Origin of the sequence: Rhodovulum sp. MB263, assembly GCF_002073975.1 — a bacterium.
Lineage (GTDB): Bacteria > Pseudomonadota > Alphaproteobacteria > Rhodobacterales > Rhodobacteraceae > Rhodovulum.
Genome location: NZ_CP020384.1, coordinates 1468517 through 1487935, shown reverse-complemented (window position 1 = coordinate 1487935; position 19419 = coordinate 1468517). Strand labels below are relative to the sequence as shown.

Here is a 19419-nt window from a genome sequence, read left to right as displayed (position 1 = left end):
TCACTCCGCGGCTTCTTTGTCCTGGTTCAATACGGGGAGCTGCACCTCGAAGACCGCCCCCTCCTCGCGCGCGTTGCGGGCGGTCAGCCGCCCGCCGAGATCGGCGACAATGCTCGACGAGATCGCGAGCCCCAGTCCGACACCATCACCGGACTGCTTGGTGGTGTAAAACGGTTCGAACAGCTTGTCGATGTCCTCTATCCCATGGCCGTTGTCGCGCACCGTCAGCGTCGCGGTCTCGCCGGCCGAGAGGATCAGGTCGATCCGGGGCTCGGGGCTTTCGCGGGTGGCGTCGAGCGCGTTGCGCAGGAGATTGATGATGACCTGTTCCAGCCGGATCCGGTCGGCCATCACCATCACCGGTTCGCGCGGGACCGAGCGGGTGATCGTGACCTTCCGCCGCTTGAGCTGCGGCTCCATCATCGACAGCGCCGAGGAGACGGAAAAACGCATGTCGAGCGGCTCGAAGGCGTCGCCGCCCTTTCTGGCATAGCTCTTGAGCTGCCGGGTGATCGCCCCCATACGCTCGATCAGATCGTCGATCCGCTGGAACGAGGACAATGCCTCCTCGGGGCGCTTGCGCTGCAGCAGCAGCCTGGCGCCCGCCAGATAGGTCTTCATCGCCGCGAGCGGCTGGTTCAGCTCATGGCTGATCGCCGCCGACATCTCGCCCAGGGCCGCCAGTTTCGAGCTTTGCTCCAGCGTCTGCTCGGCCACCTCGAGGTTCTTCTCGGCCCGCTCGCGCTCGGCGATCTCGCGCTGGAGCCGGGCATTCAGTTCGCGCAGCTCGACCGTCTCGCGCTGATAGCCCAGCGATTTCATCTGCGCCCGGCGCGAGAGCAGGTAGAAGGACAGCGCCAGCAGCATGGCAAAGCCCATGATCTCGAGCGCGAGCACGGCATTCACCTTGTCGCGGATCGAGACATAGGGGGTGAACGAGATGATGCGCCATCCGCGGAACGGGATCCGCGCCTCGTTGCGCATCACCGCCTCGCCCATCACATAGGCATCGGGCGGCAGCGCCCCCCAATCGGCGGTGGCCTGGATCGCACGCGCGACGGCCGAGGGCGCCGAGCGCGCCTCGAGCGCCTCGTCGACCAGCCGGCCACGCCAACGCGGCTCGGTCGCGAGGATGATCTGGCCCTCGCTGTCGGTCACGATCACGGCATCGGAAATCCCGGCCCAGCTCTGCTCGAACTTGGCCAGATCGACACCGACCACGATCACCCCCGCCTTGCGCCGGTCGACCATGATCGCGCGGGAATAGGTGAAGGTGAAATTGCCCGCCTCGGCGCGCGAGGTGATGAAGACGGTATCGTTCGAGCGCAACGCCTCGACGAAGAATGGCGCGCTGCGCAGGTTGGTGCCGATCTTCGAGCGGTCGGTGGCCGCGACCACCCGCCCGCTATCGTCCAGAAGCTGCAGCGAGGCGGCGCCGATCTCGTCGACATAGGAAATCAGAAGCTGCGAGCTTTGCGAGAAATCGACATTCTCCAGCGCGCGAATCAGCGTCGGATCGCGCGACAGCAGCAGCGGCACCACCGAGGCACGCTGCAACTCGCTGACCACGTTGCCCGAATAAAGCGCCATCCGCACCTGGGCGCGGCTGCGGGTGCTTTCGGTGAACCGGTCGGTGAGCCAGGCATTGGTGGTCCAGACCGTCGCGACCGCGATCGCGATCAGGACGAAGAGCGCAAGACGCACGATCCAGGCCCCCCGCAGAGGGAATGCGGACCGATAAGGGCTGCGCCGGGCACTTGACATGGCCGCAACCTACGCGCGCGGGTCGGAACGCTCAAGCGGCGCGGGGTCACGCCGGCACGAGCGCCCCCAGCAGCGAGCGGAAAAGCGCCGCCCCGTCGGTCCCGCCATGGGCGGGTTCGGCGGCCCGTTCGGGATGCGGCATCAGGCCCAGAACCCGGCGGTTCTCGGACAGGATACCGGCGATGTCGGCGGTGGCGCCGTTCACGGCCTCGGCATAGGTGAAGGCGATGCGGTCCTCATCCCTCAGCCGCGCCACCAGATCGGCATCGGCGACATAGTTCCCGTCGTGATGCGCGACCGGTATCGTGATCTTCTGGCCCCGGGCATAGCCCGAGGTAAAGGCGCTGTCGGCGGTCCCGACCGTCAGCGGCACCGGGCGACAGACGAATTTCAGACCGGCATTGCGCATCAGCGCGCCGGGCAGCACGCCGGTTTCGGTCAGCACCTGAAAGCCGTTGCAGATCCCCAGCGCGTACCCGCCGCGCGCGGCATGCTCGATCACCGCGCGGGTGATCGGCGAGCGCGCCGCGATGGCGCCGCAGCGCAGATAGTCGCCGAAGGAGAAGCCGCCCGGAATGCCCACCACATCGACACCCTCGGGCAGGCTGCTTTCCTTGTGCCAGACCATGGTGACATCGGCACCCGCATTGCGGAAGGCCACGGCGAGGTCGCGGTCGCAGTTCGACCCGGGGAATACGAGAACGGCGGCTTTCATGGGGCAGGTTCCTCTCTGGCGAGCCTCAGGCGAGAAAATTGGTGATGACCGCGACCCCGGGCGGCGCCGGCGCGTCGAAGGCGGCCAGCTCGGCGCTGGCCTCGGTCAGCTTGACATGGCGGCCGATCAGCGGCGTCAGGTCGACATGGCCGCCATCGATCAGCGACAGCAGCGAGGGATAGCGCCAGGTCGCCATGCCACGGGTGCCGAAAACGGCAAGCTGGCGCGAATAGACCGTATCCATCGGCAAAGCCATGGTGGTGTTCTTGCCGGTCGGCATGCCCACCTGCACCATCCGGCCGAGCTTGCGCAGCGAGGTCATCGCGCCGATGGTGGTTTCGGGAATGCCCAGCGCCTCGAGCGCGACATGGGCGCCGCCGCCGGTGATCTCGCGGATTTCCTCGGCCGCATTGCCCTCGCGCGCGTCGATGGTGGCATCGGCGCCAAGCGCGCGGGCAAAGTCGAGCTTGTCGGGCACGACATCGACCACCGCGACCCGCGCCCCGAGCGCGCGGCCGAGCAGCAGCGCCGAGACCCCGACCCCGCCGCCGCCGAAGACCGCAAGCCATTCCCCGGGCCGGAGCGCGGCGCGCCCGGTCAGGGCCTGCCAGGCCGAGGTCACCCGACAGCCGAGCGCGGCGGCAAGCGCGGGCTCCATGGTTCCGGGCAGCGATGTCAGGTTGGCATCGGCGAAGGGCACCGCGATCAGCTCGGCGAAGGCCCCGGCCAGGGTGAACCCCGGCAGAAGCTGATGGGCGCAGATGGTCTGATGGCCGGAGGCGCAGTCGGCGCAATGGCCGCAGGCCAGGATGAAGGGCGCGATCACCCGGTCCCCGACCTTCCAGCGCGTGACGGCGGGGCCGACTTCCTCGACCACGCCGCAATATTCATGACCCGGGATCAGCGGCAGCGACACATCCGGGTCGGCCCCGGTCCAGGAATGCCAGTCCGAGCGGCAGATGCCGCAGGCCAGCACCTTCAGCACCACCCCGTCCCGCGGGCAGTCGGGGTCGTCTACCTTGGACACTTCCAGCGGCTTGCGCCACCCGGTGAGGACCGCCGCCCGCATCGCTCAGGCGATCTCGATGTCGTAACGCTCGATCACCGTGTTCGCGAGCAGCTTCTCGCACATCTCGCGCACCTGCGCCTCGGCCTCGGCCCTGTCGGTCGCCTCGAGATCGAGGTCGATCACCTTGCCCTGCCGGACGCCGCCGACCCCCTCGAAACCGAGCGCTCCCAGCGCGTGGCGCACGGCCTCGCCCTGCGGGTCGAGCACGCCGTCTTTCAGCATGACATGAACGCGGGCCTTCATCGGGTCGTCCTTCCTTGGCTTTTACTGGTCCTGTCCGCCCCGCCCGGCTCTGCCTCCGGACGCGGCGGTCTCTACTGCGCCGGCCGCAGCCCGCGCTCAGTCGCGCCGGGGACGTCCGCCCCGCACGCTTCGTCTGGGGTCGTGTTCGGTCGAACCCTGTGATGACACAAGCCGAACACGCTTACCCTTTCAATTGATCAGGGTCGGCTTGCTCGGATGCGTGACATTGGTCGGCAGCACGCCCAGACGCCTGGCCACCTCGGTATAGGCATCGGTCAGCGAGCCCAGATCGCGGCGGAACACGTCCTTGTCGAGATGCTGGCCCGTCTTGACGTCCCAGAGCCGGCAGCTGTCGGGACTGATCTCGTCGGCGACGACAAGGCGCATGAAGTCGCCTTCCCAGATCCGGCCGATCTCGATCTTGAAATCGACCAGCTTGATGCCGACCGCGACCATGATCCCCGACAGGAAGTCGTTGACCCGGAGCGCCAGCGCCACCATGTCGTCGAGGTCCTGCTGGCTGGCCCAGCCGAAGGCGATGATATGCTCTTCGGTGACCAGCGGATCGCCCAGCCCGTCATCCTTGTAGTAGAACTCGATGATCGGGCGCGGCAGCTGGGTGCCCTCCTCGATCCCGAGCCGCTTGGACATCGAGCCGGCGGCGGTGTTGCGCACGACCACTTCCAGCGGGATGATCTCGACCTGACGGATCAGCTGCTCGCGCATGTTGATGCGCTTGATGAAATGGGTCGGCACCCCGATCGCGTTCAGCCCCGTCATGAAGAACTCGGACAGGCGGTTGTTCAGCACGCCCTTGCCCTCGATCACGTCATGCTTCTCGGCATTGAATGCGGTGGCGTCATCCTTGAAATACTGCACCAGCGTCCCGGGCTCGGGGCCTTCGTAGAGAACCTTTGCCTTGCCCTCGTAGATCTTCTTCCGACGTGCCATGGAAACTCCGAATGCGCCAGGCGCGGGAGGCCTGTGCCTGCCCGCGCGGTTTGACGCGCTTGTAGTGCAAGGCGCGCGCTGCCGCAAGGCGGCTGCGCCCCGCCACCGCCTTATCTTCCGCACCATCTTTTGCATCCTTCACCGGAGTCCGCGCCAAGCGCGGCCTTGCCGTTCGTCGCGCCCCCTGCCAACCTGTCACTAGGCAGGCCGGGGAAGTTCACCTAAATGGCACGCAACACCGGAATTCCACGATGGGGGGTACTCCTATGACCACGTTCGACGACCGCGAACTCGCTTTCGAAAACAAGTTCGCCCATGATTCGGAGCTTCAGTTCAGGGCCGAGGCGCGGCGCAACAAGCTTCTCGGCCTCTGGGCAGCCGAGCTCATGGGTCTGAGCGAAGAGGCCTCGCTCGATTATGCCAAGCAGGTGGTGAAGGCCGATTTCGAGGAAGCCGGCGACGAGGACGTGTTCCGCAAGGTTTCGGCCGATCTGGGCGAGAGGACCGACGAGCTGACGCTGCGCGCCAAGATGGCCGAGCTGATGGCCCTCGCCAAGGAACAGATCATGAGCGAATCCTGATCCCAAATCCTGACCCCTGCGGTGCCCGCCCGGGCGGGCACCGCAGGGGGTCGGACCTTCGGCCGGGCCCGGCGCGCGACGGCGCCACCGGCCCGGCCTCAGTGCGAGAGGACTGCCCAGATGACCGATGCCCTTTCCCGCCTGCTCGCCGAGCGCGACTGGCTGATGGCCGACGGCGCGACCGGGACCACCCTGTTCAACATGGGGCTCGGCTCCGGCGAGGCCCCCGAATTCTGGAATGCCGAGCACCCCGACAGGATCCGTGCGCTGTATCGCGGCGCGGTCGAGGCCGGGTCCGACATCTTTCTGACCAACAGCTTCGGCGGCAATGCCGCGCGGCTGCGCCTGCATCACGCCCAGGACCGGGTCGGCGAGCTGAACCGGCTGGCGGCGGAGCTCGGCCGCGAGATCGCCGATGCCGCCGGTCGCCCGGTTGTGGTGGCGGGCTCGGTCGGACCGACCGGCGACATCATGGAGCCGATGGGGCCGCTGTCCTATGCCCGCGCGGTCGAGATCTTCCACGAACAGGCCGAAGCCCTGAAGGCGGGCGGCGCCGACGTGCTCTGGGTCGAGACGATCAGCGCGACCGAGGAATTCCGCGCCGCGGCCGAGGCCGCGCGTCTGGCCGGAATGCCCTGGTGCGGCACCATGAGCTTCGACACCGCCGGACGCACGATGATGGGCGTGACCTCGGCCGGGCTGGCCGATCTGGTCGAGAAGCTGCCCTGCCCGCCGCAGGCCTTCGGCGCCAATTGCGGGGTCGGCGCCTCGGACCTGTTGCGCACCGTTCTGGGCTTTGCCGCCTCGGGCAGCGAGCGGCCGATCATCGCCAAGGGCAATGCCGGCATTCCGCGCTATGTCGACGGCCATATCCATTACGATGGCACGCCCGAGCTGATGGCCGATTATGCGGTGCTCGCCCGCGATTGCGGCGCCACCATCATCGGCGGCTGCTGCGGCACCACGCCCGAGCACCTGAAGGCCATGCGCGCAGCCCTCGAGACCCGGTCCACAGGCCCCCGCCCCAGCCTCGACGAAATCACCGAGCGGCTTGGCGGCTTCTCTTCGGCCTCGGATGGCACCGGCGAGGGCGAGAGCCCGGTTCGCGCGACACGCCGGCGCCGCCGGAGCTAGAGCGCCCTCCCGCGCCAGGCCCCCGTCGCCGTCTCAAGGCGCTGGAGGCGTGCGCCCGCGGGGCTCAGAACAGCGAAAGCTGGTCGCCCGCCCGGGGCGGCACGCGGAAAAGCTCGGCCGAGAGGTCGGGCTGCGCCACGGCCAGCCCAAGCCGGGCCGTGGCCAGCCGGAACCGCTGCGCGATCATGTCGGCATAGGGTCCCTCGCCACGCATCCGGCGGTTCCAGCCCGAGCGATAGGCCGCGCCGTCATGCATCTCGCAGAGCCGGGCCATCACCCGCCCCGCGCGGTCGGGATAATGCTCGGCCAGCCAGTCGCGAAAGAGAGGCTCCACCTCGAGCGGCAGGCGCAGCATGATCCAGCTTGCCGCCTGGGCCCCGGCCTCGCGCGCCCGGGCCAGGATCGCCTCGAGCTCGGGATCGGTCAGCCCCGGGATCACCGGCGCCACCATCACCCGCACCGGGACCCCCGCCGCCGCCAGCCGCTCGATGGTCTGCAGCCGCCGCGCGGGCGCGGGCGCGCGCGGTTCCATCCGGCGCGAGAGGTCGCGGTCGAGCGTCGTCATCGAAATGCCGACCCGCACCAGCTCGAGCTCGGCCAGTTCCGCCAGCAGGTCGAGATCGCGCTCGATCAGCGCGCCCTTGGTCACCACCGCAACCGGATGACGGAAATCGCGCAGCACCTCCAGCAGCCCGCGCATCACCCGATGGGTCCGCTCGATCGGCTGATAGGGGTCGGTATTGGTGCCGATCGCCAGGGTCGCGGGCCGGTAGCCCCGGCGCGACAGCTCCTCGGCCAGCAGCCGCGGCGCCTCGGGCCGGGCGATCAGCCGCGATTCGAAATCGAGCCCCGGCGACAGGCCCAGCCAGGCGTGGCTCGGCCGCGCAAAGCAGTAGATGCAGCCATGCTCGCAGCCGCGATAGGGGTTCACCGAGCGGTCGAAGGGCAGATCGGGCGAGCTGTTGCGGGTGATGGCGGCGCGCGGCCGCTCGATCCGGGTTTCGGTCCGGAGCGGCGGCGGCGCCTCGCCCGGGTCCCAGCCGTCCTCCTCGGGCGCGACGGTCAGCCGGTCGTAGCGGTTGGCGGGATTGCCGCCGGCCGCGCGCCCCGGCGTCGGGGCCGCAGAGGCGACAGCGGCACTCGGAGAGGCGGGAGGACGGATCATGTCGCACAAATGGAACATTTAGCGAACATTTGCAAGACAGCCTATCTGCCGAAGGAATGCTGCCGCGCGGTCACGGCCGCGACGCAATTTCGCGGCGAGGTCGTTTCGGACGGGCCGCTGGTCGCAATTCGGTAAGCGTTCCCGGTGCAGAATTCCGATCAAGGAAGCAGAGGCTCCGGCAAAGCGCCGTGCCCCAATGGGAGCGTGAAATGGCCAACGAAGACGACGACATCGTTCTGGCAGAGCTGCCGGACGAAGAGCTGGTTCCGCAAATGCAGGACGATCTTTACGACGGACTCAGGGAGGAGGTCGTCGAAGGGGTCGAGATCCTGTTGTCGCGCGGCTGGGCCCCTTACCGGGTGCTGACCGAGGCGCTGGTCTCGGGCATGACCGTCGTCGGTCGCGACTTCCGCGACGGGATCCTCTTCGTGCCCGAGGTGCTGCTGGCGGCCAATGCCATGAAGGGCGGCATGGGCATCCTCAAGCCGCTGCTGGCCGAAACCGGCGCGCCGCGCATGGGCAAGATGGTGATCGGCACCGTCAAGGGCGACATCCACGACATCGGCAAGAACCTCGTCGCGATGATGATGGAGGGTGCCGGGTTCGAGGTCGTCGATATCGGCATCAATACCGACGTGGACGGCTATCTCGCCGCGCTGGAAACCGAACAGCCCGATATCCTGGGCATGTCGGCGCTGCTGACCACGACCATGCCCTACATGAAAACGGTGATCGACACATTGGCCGCCAGGGGCATCCGTGAGGATTACATCGTGCTGGTGGGCGGGGCGCCCCTGAACGAGGAATTCGGCCGCGCCATCGGTGCCGACGCCTATTGTCGCGACGCCGCCGTCGCGGTCGAGACCGCCAAGACCTTCGTCGCACGCAAGCACAACCGCGCCGTGGCGAGCTGACCCCGACAGCGCGCAAACGGCAAGACCAGCCGCTGCCCGACTGCCTGGCCGCTGCGGCCGGGCCCGTCCGGCCCTGTCCGATATGGAAAAGCTGTCGCGGCCCGGAACGACCGGCATCGGAGGCAGGCAAGCCCCTGGCTGCCCTGTCCGGCGCCCCGGCGGGACCGCCACGGGGCACGCTCGGGCCGCTATCTGGCGGGCGACTATCCGGCTGGCGAAGCGCGATGCTCCCCCCCGCCCCGGAGGGACCCGCCGCAGCGCCGGCCAAGCACAAATTGGCGACCGCTCCTTGCGGTTGCTCCCCGGCACGCACCGACGCATCCTCTACCGGGCGATACGCGCGGCAAGGAGCGTTCCGCAACGCCGCTCTGTCCAAGGGACATCCCGGCCGTCGGGCGGCGCCATTTCTTACATGGTTGCAAGGCATCGACGAACGGAGCGGCGACACCGTCTGGATGCCAAGCTGCCATCCCCCCCGTCCGCTCGGCCGCGGCGCCTCTCGCGGGCAGAGGTTGCCCCCGCTCTGGCAAGGACGGCGGAGGACAGGCCGGATCTCCGACTTGCCAAGCGTTCGAAGGATACCCCATCGGCGGCGGCGGCGTGGCGGCGCCCTCCCCCTCATCATGCCGCTTTCCCGAGCCGTTCCAGATCCTTGACGCATGGCCTCCACGCGCCCCTTGCCCGATGCCCGCCCCCGGCCCACATGTCCGATGAAAAGGAGTTCTCCATGCCCGGACGCGTCCTCGCCCTTCTTCTTGTCATCGTGCTGACCGCAGCCGGCCTGACCGTCTGGCTCGCCAGCCTGCTGCCAGCCAGCGGCGTTGCCATACTCGTGCCGCTGGCGCTGCTGGCCGCGCTGGGGCTGCGCCTGCTCCGGAAACGGCTGTGACGGCACCCGACGACCGCGGCCTGACCGAGACCGGGCTGGCGCCGGAAGGATCGGGCCGGATCCTGGTGATCGGCTGCGGCGCGCTGGCGCATGAGATCCTTGCGCTCAAGCGGCTGAACGGCTGGGACCATCTCGACCTGACCTGCCTGCCCGCGATCTGGCACAACCACCCCGAACGGATCGCGCCGGGGCTGCGGGCGCTGGTCGAGCGTCACCGCGCCGCCTATCCCACGATCCTCGTGGCCTATGCCGATTGCGGCACCGGCGGCCAGCTTGAACGAACCTGTGCCGAGCTCGGGGTCGAGATGATGGAAGGCCCGCATTGCTATGCCTTCTTCGAGGGCGCCGCGGCCATTGCCGCCCGCGCCGAAGCCGGGGCCGACGCCGAGATCGACGCCTTCTACCTGACCGATTTCCTGACCCGGCAATTCGACGCCTTCGTCTGGCGTCCGCTCGGGCTCGACCGCCATCCCGAGCTTGTCACCGCCTATTTCGGCAATTACCGGCGCCTCGTCTATCTGGCCCAGACCAAGGATGTCGCGCTGGACCGGCAGGCCGAGGCCTGCGCCACCCGCCTGGGTCTTGCCTATGAGCGGCGCCCGACAGGCTATGGCGATCTGGCCGGCTTCCTGTCGGGACGCGGCTGAGCGCGGCTATTTCGGCGGGATCGAATAGGTCAGGCTGGCCCGGGCAACGACGCCCTCCATCCCCTCGGAGCGGATCATCGCATCGCCCACCGCCAGCACCCGGCCCAGCTTCAAAAGCCGCGCCTCGCAGATCAGGTCGCGCCCGGCGGCGGGCTTGCGCATGAAATCGATCGAACAGTTGGTCGTCACCGCCAGCGCCTGCGGCCCGATCATCGCCAGCACCGCCAGATAGATGCCGACATCGGCCAGCGCGAACATCGACGGGCCCGACACGGTGCCGCCCGGCCGCAGATGCCGTTCGGTCACCGCGAGCCGCACCCGCACCTGCATTGGCGCGACCTCTTCGACCACGAATTCTGTGCCGATCTGCGGAAAGCTGCTGCGCAGGAAGCCGTTAAGCGCCGGGACATCCATCATCGGCTTCATGGATTGCATGGACTTTTCCCCTCTCCCGTTACGCCCTAGTCTTCGCCACCAGAGGGAGGAAACACAAGATGACCGAAATCCTGTTACGCAACGACACCCGGGGCGTGGCCATCCTGACAATGAACGCGCCCGAGCGGCTGAACGCGCTCTCCGACGCGATGCTGGCCGCGCTGCAGGCCCAGATCGACGCGCTGGCCGGGGATCGCGATACCCGCGTGGTGATCCTGAAGGGCAGCGGCAAGGCCTTCTGCGCCGGGCATGACCTGAAGGAGATGCAGGCCGGTCGGCAGGCGCTCGATGGCGGCCGGGCCTATTTCGCCGATCTCTTCGAGCGCTGCGCGCGGGTGATGACGGGGTTGATGCGCCTGCCCCAGCCGGTGATCGCGGCCCCTCATGGCATCGCCACCGCGGCGGGTTGCCAGCTGGTGGCCTCCTGCGATCTGGCAATCGCGGCCGAGGGCACGCGGTTCGGGGTGAACGGGGTGAATATCGGACTGTTCTGCTCGACGCCCATGGTCGCACTCAGCCGGAACATCCCGCGCAAGCAAGCCTTCGAGATGCTGACCACGGGCCAGTTCATCGACGCCACAAGGGCCGAGGCCCTGGGGCTCATCAACCGGGCGGTGCCCGCCGAGATGCTGGAGGATGCCGCCTGGCGGCTGGCCGAGACGCTGGCGGGCAAGCTTTCGCCCGCGATCAGGGTCGGCAAGGGGTTGTTCTACGACCAGCTCGACTGCGGAATAGACGAAGCCTATGCCCGCGCGGGCACGGCGATGGTCGAGAACATGATGCTGGAGGAGACACAGGAAGGCATCGGGGCCTTCCTCGAGAAGCGCCCCCCCGCATGGCAGGTCTGAATGGCAGGTCTGAAGCGAGAGACAAAAGGCGGCGTTACGAAAAGACGGCGTTACGAAAAGACTGGGCTACGAAAAGACGGGGGCGGCGGAAGACCTGACGACGGTCGGGGCCGGACGGCATCCGCCCGGCCCCGATCCGGAACCTGTCATTCGGCCGGAACGGCACGGCCGACGCGGGCAGCGTCACGTTTCTCGCGTTTCTCGCGACGCTCGCGCGAGGCCTTGAGCTGTTCCTCGGTCTGGCGCAGGTTGATATAGGCAAAGGCAAGCACGAAGCCGAGGGTGCCAAGACCCAGAACAGCGTTGATCGCATCGATATCCATTGGTCGCGTCCTCTCTGTGCAGGTTGCAATGTACAAGGAGATACGCGCGCGCTTCGGAACCGGATCACCGACAGAACGGAAAAAACTGCATTTTCAACGGCATGCCTGAGAAATCGCGACGCAAGCCATTGAAAGAAGACAGGAAAAAGGCGTCATTTCGTCGCAATCAAACACCTGTGAACGTCGCATCCGAAGCGATCCGCGCCGAAATCCGGGGCCTGCTCAGCGGATCAGCAGGATCACCAGAAGCAGGAAGCTCAGAACGCCCGGAATGCCGGCATGGGCGAAAAGCAGGCTGGTCAGGAAAAGCCCTGCCAGCACCGCCGCCACGATCAGGGCCTGTTCGCTGAGGGGCCGCGCCGCAAGCCGCGCCGCGATCTCTTCGGGCGGGCGGCGCCACCAGAGACGGGCGACAATGGCGAAGGCCACCCGGCGCGCGGGGGGCCAGATCCTCTGCCAAAGCGGGTCATGCCAGCTCATGCCCGCCTTTCTGGCAGCGCTGCCGCCACCGGACCAGCCTCGGTTCCAGGCTCCGGACCGGGCCCGACGCCCGGCTCAAAGCCCGTAAATCGCGCCGAACTTGGCATCGAGATAGTCGAGAAGCGGCGCCTCGGACGGGGCAAAGCCGCAGGCCCGTCGGATCGTCTCGGCCGGTTCGTAAAGCCCGCCGTGACGCTGGACCTCGGCCTTCAGCCAGGCGGTCGCGGGCTCGGCATGGCCGCGCGCCAGATCGGCGTCGAGCGAGGGCACCGCCGCGCGCAGTGCCTGATAGAGACAACCGGCATAGACATTGCCCAGCGTATAGGTCGGGAAATAGCCGAACAGCCCGACCGACCAGTGCACATCCTGCAAGAGCCCCTGGCTCGGCCGCTCGACCGCGACCCCGAAATCGGCTTCGAAGCGGGTATTCCAGGCCTCTTCCAGATCCTCGACCTCAAGCCGCCCGGCGATCAGCTCGCGCTCCAGATCGAAGCGCAGCATGATGTGCAGATTGTAATGCACCTCGTCGGATTCGGTCCGGATATGACCCGAATGGACGCGGTTCACCGCCGCATAGAACGCCTCGGCATCGGCCGCCCCGGCAAAGCCGAACACCTCGGTCATCCGTCCGTGAAGCCAGCCGCAGAAGGCGCGGCTGCGCCCGAGCTGGTTCTCGAAGATCCGGCTCTGGCTTTCATGCACCCCCATCGAGACGCCCGCGCCCAGCGGCGTCAGCCCATAGGCCGGATCGATCCCCTGTTCATAGACCCCATGCCCGGTCTCGTGCAGCGTCGAGTAAAGCGCGCCCAGCGGCTCGGCCTCGTCGACCCGGGTGGTGATCCGGACATCGGTGCCAGAGCCCGAGGTGAAGGGATGGACCGAGAAATCGAGCCGCCCATGCCGCCAGTCATAGCCGAAATGCGTGGCAACCTCGCGCGAGAGCGCCATCTGCCCGGCCTCGGGGAAATGGCCCGCAAGCGGCGCGGGCGTCCGCCCCGAGCCCATGATCCGTTCGCGCAGGCCGACCAGACGCGGGCGCATCCGGTCGAACATCGCCGCCAGCCCGGCTGCGGTCGCGCCGGGCTCGTAATCGTCGAGAAGAGCGTCGTAAAGATCGCCCCCCATCGCCAGCGCCGCCGCCTCCTCGCGCTTGAGCCGCACCACCTCGCGCAGGGTGGGCAGGAAATGCGTCGCATCATCGGCGGCGCGGGCCTCGGCCCAGATCCCCTGGGCGCGGCTCGTGACCCGGGCGATCTCGGCCGACAGCGTCTCGGGCAGGCGCGTCGCGCGGGCATGGCTGCGACGGATATGGCGCATCTGCGCCCGGCCGGTCTCGTCAAGCAGATCGTCGTCGATCGCCCCCAGCCAGTCGCCCAGACGCGGGTCGCTGCGGCGGCGGTGCAGGACCGTCTCGAGCGCGCCCATTTCCTCGGCGCGCTGCTGCGCGGCGCCGCGCGGCATCACCGTCTCCTGGTCCCAGCCCAGCCGCATCGCGACCTGACCGAGCGCCTCGGTCTCGCGCTGGAAGCTCATCAGCTCGTCAAAGGCGGTCATCGCACATCACCCCCGGATGGATTGCTGAACCGGATATTGCGCCATGAACCGGGCGCGCAGCACCAGAATCCACAGAAGAACCGCGCCCACCAGATGGGTCAGTGCCATATGCCACTGGCCTGCGTAAAGCACGGACCCGACACCCAGCACCGCCTGGCCGAAGATCATCACCCCAAGCCAGTCGAAGGCCCGGCGGGTGCGGGCATGGGGGCTTTTGCGCCCCCGCAGCCAGGCCGCGAGCCCCAGCAGCACGACCAGATAGCCAAGCCCGCGATGGAGGAACTGCACGAGACCGGGATTGTCCCAGATATTGCGCCAGACCGGTTCCAGCGCCAGCGGCTCGGGCGGCAGGATCGCGCCCGCCATCAGCGGCCAGTCGGGAAAGCTGCGACCCTGATCGAGCGCGCCCAGCATCGCCCCGAAGATGATCTGCAGGAAGGCCAGATGCATGACCCCGGTCGCCATGCCGAAGGCGCGCCCGTCACGGGCGCGGCGGGCCTGCATCAGCTGCGCCTCGGTGCGGCGCAGCTGCATCGCCCCCCAGGCGGCGAGCCCCATCCCGGCGAAACCGAAGCCCGTCATCGCCGCCAGCCGCAGCGAGGCGGCGTCGAAGGGCGCGGGCAAGAGCCCCGTCGGCCCCATCGTCCAATCGGCCGCGCCGATCCCGAGGATGGTGCCGCCAAGCGGCAGAAGCCGGACCGCCCAGCCCTTGGGCAGCTTGCCGAAGGCGAGAAACCCGAGACTGCCCAGCGCCCAGACCAGCGCCGCAAGCGTGCCCGCCTGCCGGATGCCCCAGTCCCACCAGTAAAGCGTCCGGAAGCCCGCGAGATCGGCCGAGCCTCCGGCCGCGGTGAAGCGCTCGAAGGCGGCAGACCAGCCCGAAGCGTCGAGCGGCGGCAACTGGCCGTAAAGCGGACCGAAGCCCGGCAGGCTCGCCGGATGGCCGGTCAGCCGCGCCACGCCGCCCGCGATCAGCATCGCGGCGATCAGCACGAAGACCGAGATCAGCCACCAGGCGACGGCCCCGCGCGCGCCGCGCCGGGCGGCGCGGTCGATGGCGCCGGGCTGTACCACCGGCCGTTCGGGCGGCGCCTCGGTGCCGACCTCCTCGAAAATGCTGCGGGTCTTCGGCTTGCTGCGGGTCTTGCTCATCGGCCCCTCTCCGTCTTGCGCGGCGAGACTAGGCGGGCGGGCGCGGCACCGCAAGTCACTCGCCGCGGCCCCGCGCCCGTGTCAATTGCCGCAGCATTCCATGCAGGATCTGCACATCGGGCCGGGTCAGCGGCATCCGGCTCCACATGTTGCGCAGGGCGATCTTCATCCCCGGCGCCTTGGTCTCGGGAAAGAAGAACCCGGCCTCGGACAGCCGCTCCTCGTAATGCTCGGCCAGTTTCTCGACATCCTGCAGGCTGGCCGGATCGGCCCCCGCCAGTTCCAGACGTTCGGGCAGGATCCCGGCGGTCTGGCGCCGCCATTCATAGGCGCTGAGCAGGACGCATTGGCCCAGATTGAGCGAGGCGAAATCCGGGTTCACCGGCACGTTCACGATGGCATTGGCGCGCGCGATGTCGTCGTTTTCAAGCCCGGCGCGCTCCGGCCCGAACAGCACCGCCACCCGGCGCCCGGCGGCCAGCAGGGCGCGGGTCTCGGTCATCGCCTGTTCGGGCGTGACGACGGGCTTGGTCAGGCCGCGCGGCCGTGCCGTGGTGGCAAAGACATAGTCGCAATCGGCAATCGCCTCGGCCGTTGTGGAATGGATCCCGGCATGGTCGAGAAGCCGCCCGGCACCGCTGGCCAGCGCCACCGCGCGCGGATTGGGCCAGCCGTCGCGCGGCGCGACCAGACGCATCCGGTCGAGCCCGAAATTCCACATCGCACGCGCCGCCGCCCCGATGTTTTCGCCCATCTGAGGGCGGACGAGGACAAAGACGGGCTGGTTGGCGGTCATGGGGCTTGCTTCCTTGAAAAACGGCGGGGTGATACGCGTTGCCCGCCGAAAGGGCAAGCCGGACGGGCCCATGGCCTCGACCGGGAGCCAACCGACAAGCTTCCGGCCGAACCCGAGGGGGCCGGCCCGTTCAGCGAAGCACGGATGGTCGGCGGCGACATCATCAGCCGCAGCTTTGGCAGGGCGCGGGCGCCGCGTCGATCCCGTTCGCGCGGGCGCTGCCCGGCGCGCGGTCCTGCGGGGTGGCGGATGCCAGGCTTTGTCCCGGTCGATACCGATCCGGGGAGCGGCGCCCCGCGACCAGGGACGGACGCAAGATACTCTCGCAGGCGCGCGCCCTCCTCCATCGCCTTGCGCGCGGGCAGGCCAACCGTAGCCAACCGGAAAAAACCCCGCTATAGCGGCGCCACGGATAAGAGGAGCCCGAAAATGGCCGAACCCGAGCGCCCGCAGATCTACCTGATCACCCCGCCTGCCTTCGATCCCGACAGCTTCGCGCCGCGCCTTGCCGCGGTGCTCGACGCCCATGAGATCGCCTGTCTGCGCCTGTCCATGGCCAGCCATGACGAGGATCTCGTGGCCCGCGCCGCCGATGCGCTGCGCGAGACCGCCCATGCCCGCGACATCCCGCTGGTGATCGATGCCCATGTCGGGCTGGTCGAGCGGCTGGGGCTGGACGGGGTGCATCTGACCGACGGCGCGCGCAGCGTCCGCAAGGTGCGCAAACTGCTTGGCGCCGATGCGATCGTCGGCGCCTTCTGCGGCGCCTCGCGCCATGACGGGATCGGCGCGGGCGAGGCCGGGGCCGATTACATCGCCTTCGGACCGGCGGGCGAAAGCGGGCTGGGCGATGGCAGCCGGGCCGAGGCCGATCTGTTCGGCTGGTGGTCGGAAATGATCGAGATCCCGGTCGTGGCCGAGGGCGCACTTGATGCGGCCACCGTCGCGGCCCTGAGCCCGGTCACCGATTTCTTCGCCCTGGGCGAGGAGATCTGGCGCGAGGACGATGCCGCGGCAGCCCTTGGTGCGCTGATCGCCCATATGGGCTGAGCCCGACGGCCCCCATCCACTGCCCCGGCCGAGGCCCGTTTCGGGATTGGCCGGGCTCTGCCTCAGGCCGTCGGCGCCGCGCTGCGCACCGCCGCTTCGCAGGCCCGCGCCAGCGCCTTGCGGTCGGCGAATTCCGACACTTTCAGCGGCGGGTGGTAGACCAGCTCCACCCCCCCCGGCCGGGGCGAGGCCAGAAGCTTCAGCGCATGCGGCCCGAAGCCCATATCGCCCCACCAGCCGTAAAAGGCGGGGTCCTCGCCTTCGGGCGCGGTATAGATCACCGTCACCGGCTGCACCGAGAGGATCCCGCGCAGCTCGGCCCCGAGGAAGGCCGCGAACAGCGTCGACTTGAAGGGCAGAACCCGCCGGCCATCGGTCGAGGTGCCTTCGGGAAAGAAGACCAGCCGGTGACCGGCCCTCAGCCGCGCCTCGAAGAGATCGGCCTGCGCCTTCGCCTCGCGCCGGTCGCGCGCGATGAAGACCGTCCCCGTCGCGCGGGCCAGCCAGCCGATGCCGGGCCAGTCCGCGACCTCGGCCTTCGACACGAAATAGACCCGCCCGCCCGCGTTCAGCGAAAAGATGTCAAGCCAGGAGGCGTGGTTCGCGACCAGCGCACCGCGCGCGCGCATCGGTCTGCCGCGCCTCCGGTAGCGCAATCCGAGGATCGCCAGCGCGGCGCGGCTGACAGCTTGCGTGATCCAGGGCGTGACCGGGCGCCTCAGCCCGAAGAGAGGCCGCTCGATCAGCCGCAGGGGCAGCGTCAGGGCCATGCCAAGGGCCAGCAGCCCGATCAGCCCGGCGCCGCGCAGCCCGACCCGCAACCACCCCGCCGCCCCGATCCGCGGCATGTCGGGTGGCGGCGCCCCCCGCCAGGTCGTCACTCCTGCCCCCGCATGTAGCGCGAGCGGCTCTTGGCGTTCATCCTCGCCGTATCCATCAGGAGGCAGACATCTGTGGTGTTGAAGGCGCGGTCGATGAACGCCCCCTCGCCGACGAATCCGCCCAGCCGCAGATAGGCCTTGATGAGCGCGGGCATCGCCAGCATCGCGCCTTTGCGGTCGAGCGCGGCCTCGGGCATCAGATCCATGCGCTGGAAATGATCGGGCAGCACCCGCGCCCGAAGCTCGGGCGGCGCGAGATGGCGGTGGTGCAGATAGGACAGCGGTTGCGCCAGCGCCCCGGCATCGGTGCCGTGAAAGCTCGCCACCCCGAACAGGACCTCGATCTCCTGGTCGAGCACGTAATCGGCCAGCCCGTTCCACAGGTGATAGAGCGCGGTTCCGCCGCGATAATCGGGATGCACGCAGGAGCGTCCCAGCTCCAGCAGCCGCCGCCCCGAGGCCTTCAGCGCCGACAGATCGTATTCGTCCTCGCTGTAGAACCGCCCGATCTCCGCCGCCCTTTCGGATGTCAGAAGCCGGTAGACCCCCACCACATGATCGAGCGTCGCCGCGTCGCGCCGGCTGTCGATCAGCAGCAGATGGTCGAAATGCGGGTCGAGATCGTCGCATTCAAGCCGCGCCTCATGGTCGACCAGCGGGCCGTCCGCCCCCAGTTCGGCCACGAACACCTCGTAGCGCAGACGCTGGGCGGCCATCAGATCGGCCTCGGTCCGGGCGAGGCGCAGCTCAAAGAAATCGTCGGGCGGCTGCATGCCTCACCCCCTGCAGAGACTGTCGCCCGCTTCTAGGGCGCCGCCGGAACAAGTGCAACCGCGCCACCCGACCTGGCCACAGCCTCAGCCGCATACTGCCACGACACCAGCGACAGCGATCACGTTAATATACCATTAACGATGATGGGGCAGCTTGAGCCCATCGAAATGTTCAGGACGAAAAGACAGGCATGAGCTCGATCCGCGTTCCGTCGATGACGACCTTTCCCGCATCGGTGAAATTCACCGTGATACGTGCGCCGATCACGGATTGCACCTGGCCCAGCCCCCAATCCGGCTCTCCGGGATGGCGCACCAGCATTCCGGGTTCGAGGATCGCATTCATCGGTCTCATCGTCACTCTCCTGTGGGCCATCCCGGCGGTGTCGCATGTCTGATCTCACCGCGCTCGTGGGCTCGCGCATCTGCCACGATCTTATCAGCCCGATCGGCGCCATCGGCAACGGGATGGAGCTTCTGGCCATGGCCGCGGCCGACGCCCCCGGCGAGGCGCCGGGCGAGGAACTGGCGCTGATTTCCGACAGCGTCGCCCGCGCCAATGCCCGGATCCGGATGTTCCGCCTCGCCTTCGGTGCCGCCAGCGAGGATGCCGAGGTGGCCGGGCGCGAAGTCTGCGAAATCCTTGCGGATTATTACGGCGGCACCCGGCTGAGCGTCACCGCCGACCCGCCCGCCGCGCTGAGCCGAAGCGCGGCCAAGAGCGCGCTTCTGTCGGTCCTCTGCGCCGAGACCGCCCTGCCCCGCGGCGGCCGGATCGCGCTGAACTGGCGTGACGGTGGCGTCACCCTGGCGGCCGAGGCCGAGAGGATGACGCTCGACCCCCGGCTCTGGGCGCCGCTGAGCGATGGTCGCCCCTCCCATGAAGACCTCCGCCCCGCCGAAGTGCAATTCGCGCTTCTGCCGATGGCGCTGTCCGCCCTGGGGCGACGGCTGTCGCTCGATCACGACGACACCTGGCTGACACTGGCCTTCTGAGCCGACGCCCGTCCGAAGACGAAGCCCCGGGAACCGATGGCCGCTTTGCCCCGCGCCCC

General features: G+C 68.6%; 23 protein-coding genes. 8 read left to right on the top strand and 15 right to left on the bottom strand.

Features of this window, described 5'->3' with window-relative positions; translation table 11 throughout:
• The 5 genes from B5V46_RS07095 to purC form a co-directional block, all read right to left on the bottom strand.
• A complete protein-coding gene (locus B5V46_RS07095; protein WP_080615950.1) occupies positions 1-1764 on the bottom strand; it encodes an ATP-binding protein in 1764 nt (587 codons plus the stop codon).
• A 46-nt stretch (positions 1765-1810) separates the two neighbouring features.
• Positions 1811-2479, bottom strand: coding sequence for a phosphoribosylformylglycinamidine synthase subunit PurQ (gene purQ, locus B5V46_RS07090; protein WP_080615949.1), 669 nt, complete (start codon positions 2477-2479; stop codon positions 1811-1813).
• A 25-nt stretch (positions 2480-2504) separates the two neighbouring features.
• A complete protein-coding gene (locus tag B5V46_RS07085; RefSeq protein WP_080615948.1) occupies positions 2505-3548 on the bottom strand; it encodes a zinc-dependent alcohol dehydrogenase family protein in 1044 nt (347 codons plus the stop codon).
• A gap of 3 nt (positions 3549-3551) precedes the next feature.
• Positions 3552-3791, bottom strand: coding sequence for a phosphoribosylformylglycinamidine synthase subunit PurS (gene purS, locus B5V46_RS07080; protein ID WP_080615947.1), 240 nt, complete (start codon positions 3789-3791; stop codon positions 3552-3554).
• Positions 3792-3980: 189 nt separating this feature from the next.
• Positions 3981-4742, bottom strand: coding sequence for a phosphoribosylaminoimidazolesuccinocarboxamide synthase (gene purC / locus B5V46_RS07075; protein ID WP_080615946.1), 762 nt, complete (start codon positions 4740-4742; stop codon positions 3981-3983).
• A gap of 266 nt (positions 4743-5008) precedes the next feature.
• Here purC and B5V46_RS07070 point away from each other — a divergent pair, with 266 nt between their 5' ends.
• Together B5V46_RS07070 and bmt are read left to right on the top strand one after the other, a co-directional pair.
• The gene (locus tag B5V46_RS07070) at positions 5009-5323 is read left to right on the top strand and encodes a DUF1476 domain-containing protein (protein ID WP_080615945.1); all 315 of its coding nucleotides are present in this window, start codon (positions 5009-5011) and stop codon (positions 5321-5323) included.
• Between the two features lie 120 nt (positions 5324-5443).
• Positions 5444-6457: a betaine--homocysteine S-methyltransferase gene (gene bmt, locus B5V46_RS07065; protein WP_080615944.1), complete on the top strand. Its 1014-nt coding sequence runs from the start codon at positions 5444-5446 to the stop codon at positions 6455-6457.
• A gap of 64 nt (positions 6458-6521) precedes the next feature.
• On the opposite strand, the gene B5V46_RS07060 is transcribed toward bmt, so the two are convergent.
• Entirely contained in the window at positions 6522-7622 is a 1101-nt protein-coding gene (locus B5V46_RS07060) for a PA0069 family radical SAM protein (RefSeq protein WP_155773976.1), read from the bottom strand.
• Between the two features lie 209 nt (positions 7623-7831).
• Between B5V46_RS07060 and B5V46_RS07055 the strand changes: the two genes are divergently transcribed.
• The 3 genes from B5V46_RS07055 to B5V46_RS07050 all read left to right on the top strand — a co-directional run bounded on the left by B5V46_RS07055 (position 7832) and on the right by B5V46_RS07050 (position 10072).
• Positions 7832-8536: a B12-binding domain-containing protein gene (locus tag B5V46_RS07055; RefSeq protein ID WP_080615942.1), complete on the top strand. Its 705-nt coding sequence runs from the start codon at positions 7832-7834 to the stop codon at positions 8534-8536.
• A 727-nt stretch (positions 8537-9263) separates the two neighbouring features.
• Positions 9264-9425: a hypothetical protein gene (locus tag B5V46_RS19685; RefSeq protein WP_155773975.1), complete on the top strand. Its 162-nt coding sequence runs from the start codon at positions 9264-9266 to the stop codon at positions 9423-9425.
• Positions 9422-10072 carry a DUF1638 domain-containing protein gene (locus B5V46_RS07050; RefSeq protein ID WP_080615941.1) on the top strand — a complete coding sequence of 217 codons (651 nt, stop codon included), beginning with the start codon at positions 9422-9424 and terminating at the stop codon, positions 10070-10072. Before B5V46_RS19685 ends, B5V46_RS07050 begins: the two co-directional genes overlap by 4 nt.
• 6 nt (positions 10073-10078) lie before the next feature.
• On the opposite strand, the gene B5V46_RS07045 is transcribed toward B5V46_RS07050, so the two are convergent.
• A complete protein-coding gene (locus B5V46_RS07045) occupies positions 10079-10498 on the bottom strand; it encodes a PaaI family thioesterase (protein ID WP_080615940.1) in 420 nt (139 codons plus the stop codon).
• A gap of 68 nt (positions 10499-10566) precedes the next feature.
• On the opposite strand from B5V46_RS07045, the gene B5V46_RS07040 reads away from it, so the two are divergent.
• Complete coding sequence (locus B5V46_RS07040) at positions 10567-11355, top strand: enoyl-CoA hydratase (RefSeq protein ID WP_080615939.1); 789 nt, start codon at positions 10567-10569, stop codon at positions 11353-11355.
• Positions 11356-11501: 146 nt separating this feature from the next.
• Here the strand turns inward: B5V46_RS07040 and B5V46_RS20190 are convergent, their stop codons facing one another.
• From B5V46_RS20190 to B5V46_RS07020, 5 genes are all read right to left on the bottom strand, one after another.
• A complete protein-coding gene (locus tag B5V46_RS20190; RefSeq protein WP_196774368.1) occupies positions 11502-11678 on the bottom strand; it encodes a hypothetical protein in 177 nt (58 codons plus the stop codon).
• Positions 11679-11900: 222 nt separating this feature from the next.
• The gene (locus B5V46_RS07035; RefSeq protein ID WP_080615938.1) at positions 11901-12158 is read right to left on the bottom strand and encodes a hypothetical protein; all 258 of its coding nucleotides are present in this window, start codon (positions 12156-12158) and stop codon (positions 11901-11903) included.
• A gap of 75 nt (positions 12159-12233) precedes the next feature.
• Positions 12234-13712, bottom strand: a complete 1479-nt coding sequence (locus B5V46_RS07030; RefSeq protein WP_080615937.1) for a carboxypeptidase M32 — start codon at positions 13710-13712, stop codon at positions 12234-12236.
• A 6-nt stretch (positions 13713-13718) separates the two neighbouring features.
• The gene (locus B5V46_RS07025; protein WP_080615936.1) at positions 13719-14864 is read right to left on the bottom strand and encodes a COX15/CtaA family protein; all 1146 of its coding nucleotides are present in this window, start codon (positions 14862-14864) and stop codon (positions 13719-13721) included.
• A 55-nt stretch (positions 14865-14919) separates the two neighbouring features.
• Positions 14920-15660 (bottom strand): RNA methyltransferase, encoded by a 741-nt coding sequence (locus B5V46_RS07020; protein ID WP_080615935.1) that lies wholly within the window; start codon positions 15658-15660, stop codon positions 14920-14922.
• A gap of 429 nt (positions 15661-16089) precedes the next feature.
• On the opposite strand from B5V46_RS07020, the gene B5V46_RS07015 reads away from it, so the two are divergent.
• Positions 16090-16710, top strand: a complete 621-nt coding sequence (locus B5V46_RS07015) for a thiamine phosphate synthase (RefSeq protein WP_080615934.1) — start codon at positions 16090-16092, stop codon at positions 16708-16710.
• Between the two features lie 62 nt (positions 16711-16772).
• Here the strand turns inward: B5V46_RS07015 and B5V46_RS07010 are convergent, their stop codons facing one another.
• The 3 genes from B5V46_RS07010 to B5V46_RS07000 form a co-directional block, all read right to left on the bottom strand.
• Entirely contained in the window at positions 16773-17591 is an 819-nt protein-coding gene (locus B5V46_RS07010; RefSeq protein WP_369822822.1) for a lysophospholipid acyltransferase family protein, read from the bottom strand.
• Positions 17588-18364, bottom strand: a complete 777-nt coding sequence (locus B5V46_RS07005; RefSeq protein ID WP_080615932.1) for a GNAT family N-acetyltransferase — start codon at positions 18362-18364, stop codon at positions 17588-17590. The genes B5V46_RS07010 and B5V46_RS07005 overlap by 4 nt, the downstream gene beginning before the upstream one ends.
• A gap of 172 nt (positions 18365-18536) precedes the next feature.
• Positions 18537-18719 (bottom strand): DUF3553 domain-containing protein, encoded by a 183-nt coding sequence (locus tag B5V46_RS07000; RefSeq protein ID WP_042461154.1) that lies wholly within the window; start codon positions 18717-18719, stop codon positions 18537-18539.
• Positions 18720-18754: 35 nt separating this feature from the next.
• On the opposite strand from B5V46_RS07000, the gene B5V46_RS06995 reads away from it, so the two are divergent.
• Positions 18755-19360 carry a histidine phosphotransferase family protein gene (locus tag B5V46_RS06995; protein ID WP_080615931.1) on the top strand — a complete coding sequence of 202 codons (606 nt, stop codon included), beginning with the start codon at positions 18755-18757 and terminating at the stop codon, positions 19358-19360.
• Positions 19361-19419 lie beyond the last annotated feature (59 nt).

What these genes read in the sequence shown, in the direction of transcription:
- B5V46_RS07095 (WP_080615950.1), bottom strand. Translation starts at nt 1,764, where the DNA reads ATGTCAAGTGCCCGGCGCAGCCCTTATCGGTCCGCATTCCCTCTGCGG.
- purQ (WP_080615949.1), bottom strand. Translation starts at nt 2,479, where the DNA reads ATGAAAGCCGCCGTTCTCGTATTCCCCGGGTCGAACTGCGACCGCGAC.
- B5V46_RS07085 (WP_080615948.1), bottom strand. Translation starts at nt 3,548, where the DNA reads ATGCGGGCGGCGGTCCTCACCGGGTGGCGCAAGCCGCTGGAAGTGTCC.
- purS (WP_080615947.1), bottom strand. Translation starts at nt 3,791, where the DNA reads ATGAAGGCCCGCGTTCATGTCATGCTGAAAGACGGCGTGCTCGACCCG.
- purC (WP_080615946.1), bottom strand. Translation starts at nt 4,742, where the DNA reads ATGGCACGTCGGAAGAAGATCTACGAGGGCAAGGCAAAGGTTCTCTAC.
- B5V46_RS07070 (WP_080615945.1), top strand. Translation starts at nt 5,009, where the DNA reads ATGACCACGTTCGACGACCGCGAACTCGCTTTCGAAAACAAGTTCGCC.
- bmt (WP_080615944.1), top strand. Translation starts at nt 5,444, where the DNA reads ATGACCGATGCCCTTTCCCGCCTGCTCGCCGAGCGCGACTGGCTGATG.
- B5V46_RS07060 (WP_155773976.1), bottom strand. Translation starts at nt 7,622, where the DNA reads ATGATCCGTCCTCCCGCCTCTCCGAGTGCCGCTGTCGCCTCTGCGGCC.
- B5V46_RS07055 (WP_080615942.1), top strand. Translation starts at nt 7,832, where the DNA reads ATGGCCAACGAAGACGACGACATCGTTCTGGCAGAGCTGCCGGACGAA.
- B5V46_RS19685 (WP_155773975.1), top strand. Translation starts at nt 9,264, where the DNA reads ATGCCCGGACGCGTCCTCGCCCTTCTTCTTGTCATCGTGCTGACCGCA.
- B5V46_RS07045 (WP_080615940.1), bottom strand. Translation starts at nt 10,498, where the DNA reads ATGAAGCCGATGATGGATGTCCCGGCGCTTAACGGCTTCCTGCGCAGC.
- B5V46_RS07040 (WP_080615939.1), top strand. Translation starts at nt 10,567, where the DNA reads ATGACCGAAATCCTGTTACGCAACGACACCCGGGGCGTGGCCATCCTG.
- B5V46_RS20190 (WP_196774368.1), bottom strand. Translation starts at nt 11,678, where the DNA reads ATGGATATCGATGCGATCAACGCTGTTCTGGGTCTTGGCACCCTCGGC.
- B5V46_RS07035 (WP_080615938.1), bottom strand. Translation starts at nt 12,158, where the DNA reads ATGAGCTGGCATGACCCGCTTTGGCAGAGGATCTGGCCCCCCGCGCGC.
- B5V46_RS07030 (WP_080615937.1), bottom strand. Translation starts at nt 13,712, where the DNA reads ATGACCGCCTTTGACGAGCTGATGAGCTTCCAGCGCGAGACCGAGGCG.
- B5V46_RS07025 (WP_080615936.1), bottom strand. Translation starts at nt 14,864, where the DNA reads ATGAGCAAGACCCGCAGCAAGCCGAAGACCCGCAGCATTTTCGAGGAG.
- B5V46_RS07020 (WP_080615935.1), bottom strand. Translation starts at nt 15,660, where the DNA reads ATGACCGCCAACCAGCCCGTCTTTGTCCTCGTCCGCCCTCAGATGGGC.
- B5V46_RS07015 (WP_080615934.1), top strand. Translation starts at nt 16,090, where the DNA reads ATGGCCGAACCCGAGCGCCCGCAGATCTACCTGATCACCCCGCCTGCC.
- B5V46_RS07005 (WP_080615932.1), bottom strand. Translation starts at nt 18,364, where the DNA reads ATGCAGCCGCCCGACGATTTCTTTGAGCTGCGCCTCGCCCGGACCGAG.
- B5V46_RS07000 (WP_042461154.1), bottom strand. Translation starts at nt 18,719, where the DNA reads ATGAGACCGATGAATGCGATCCTCGAACCCGGAATGCTGGTGCGCCAT.
- B5V46_RS06995 (WP_080615931.1), top strand. Translation starts at nt 18,755, where the DNA reads ATGTCTGATCTCACCGCGCTCGTGGGCTCGCGCATCTGCCACGATCTT.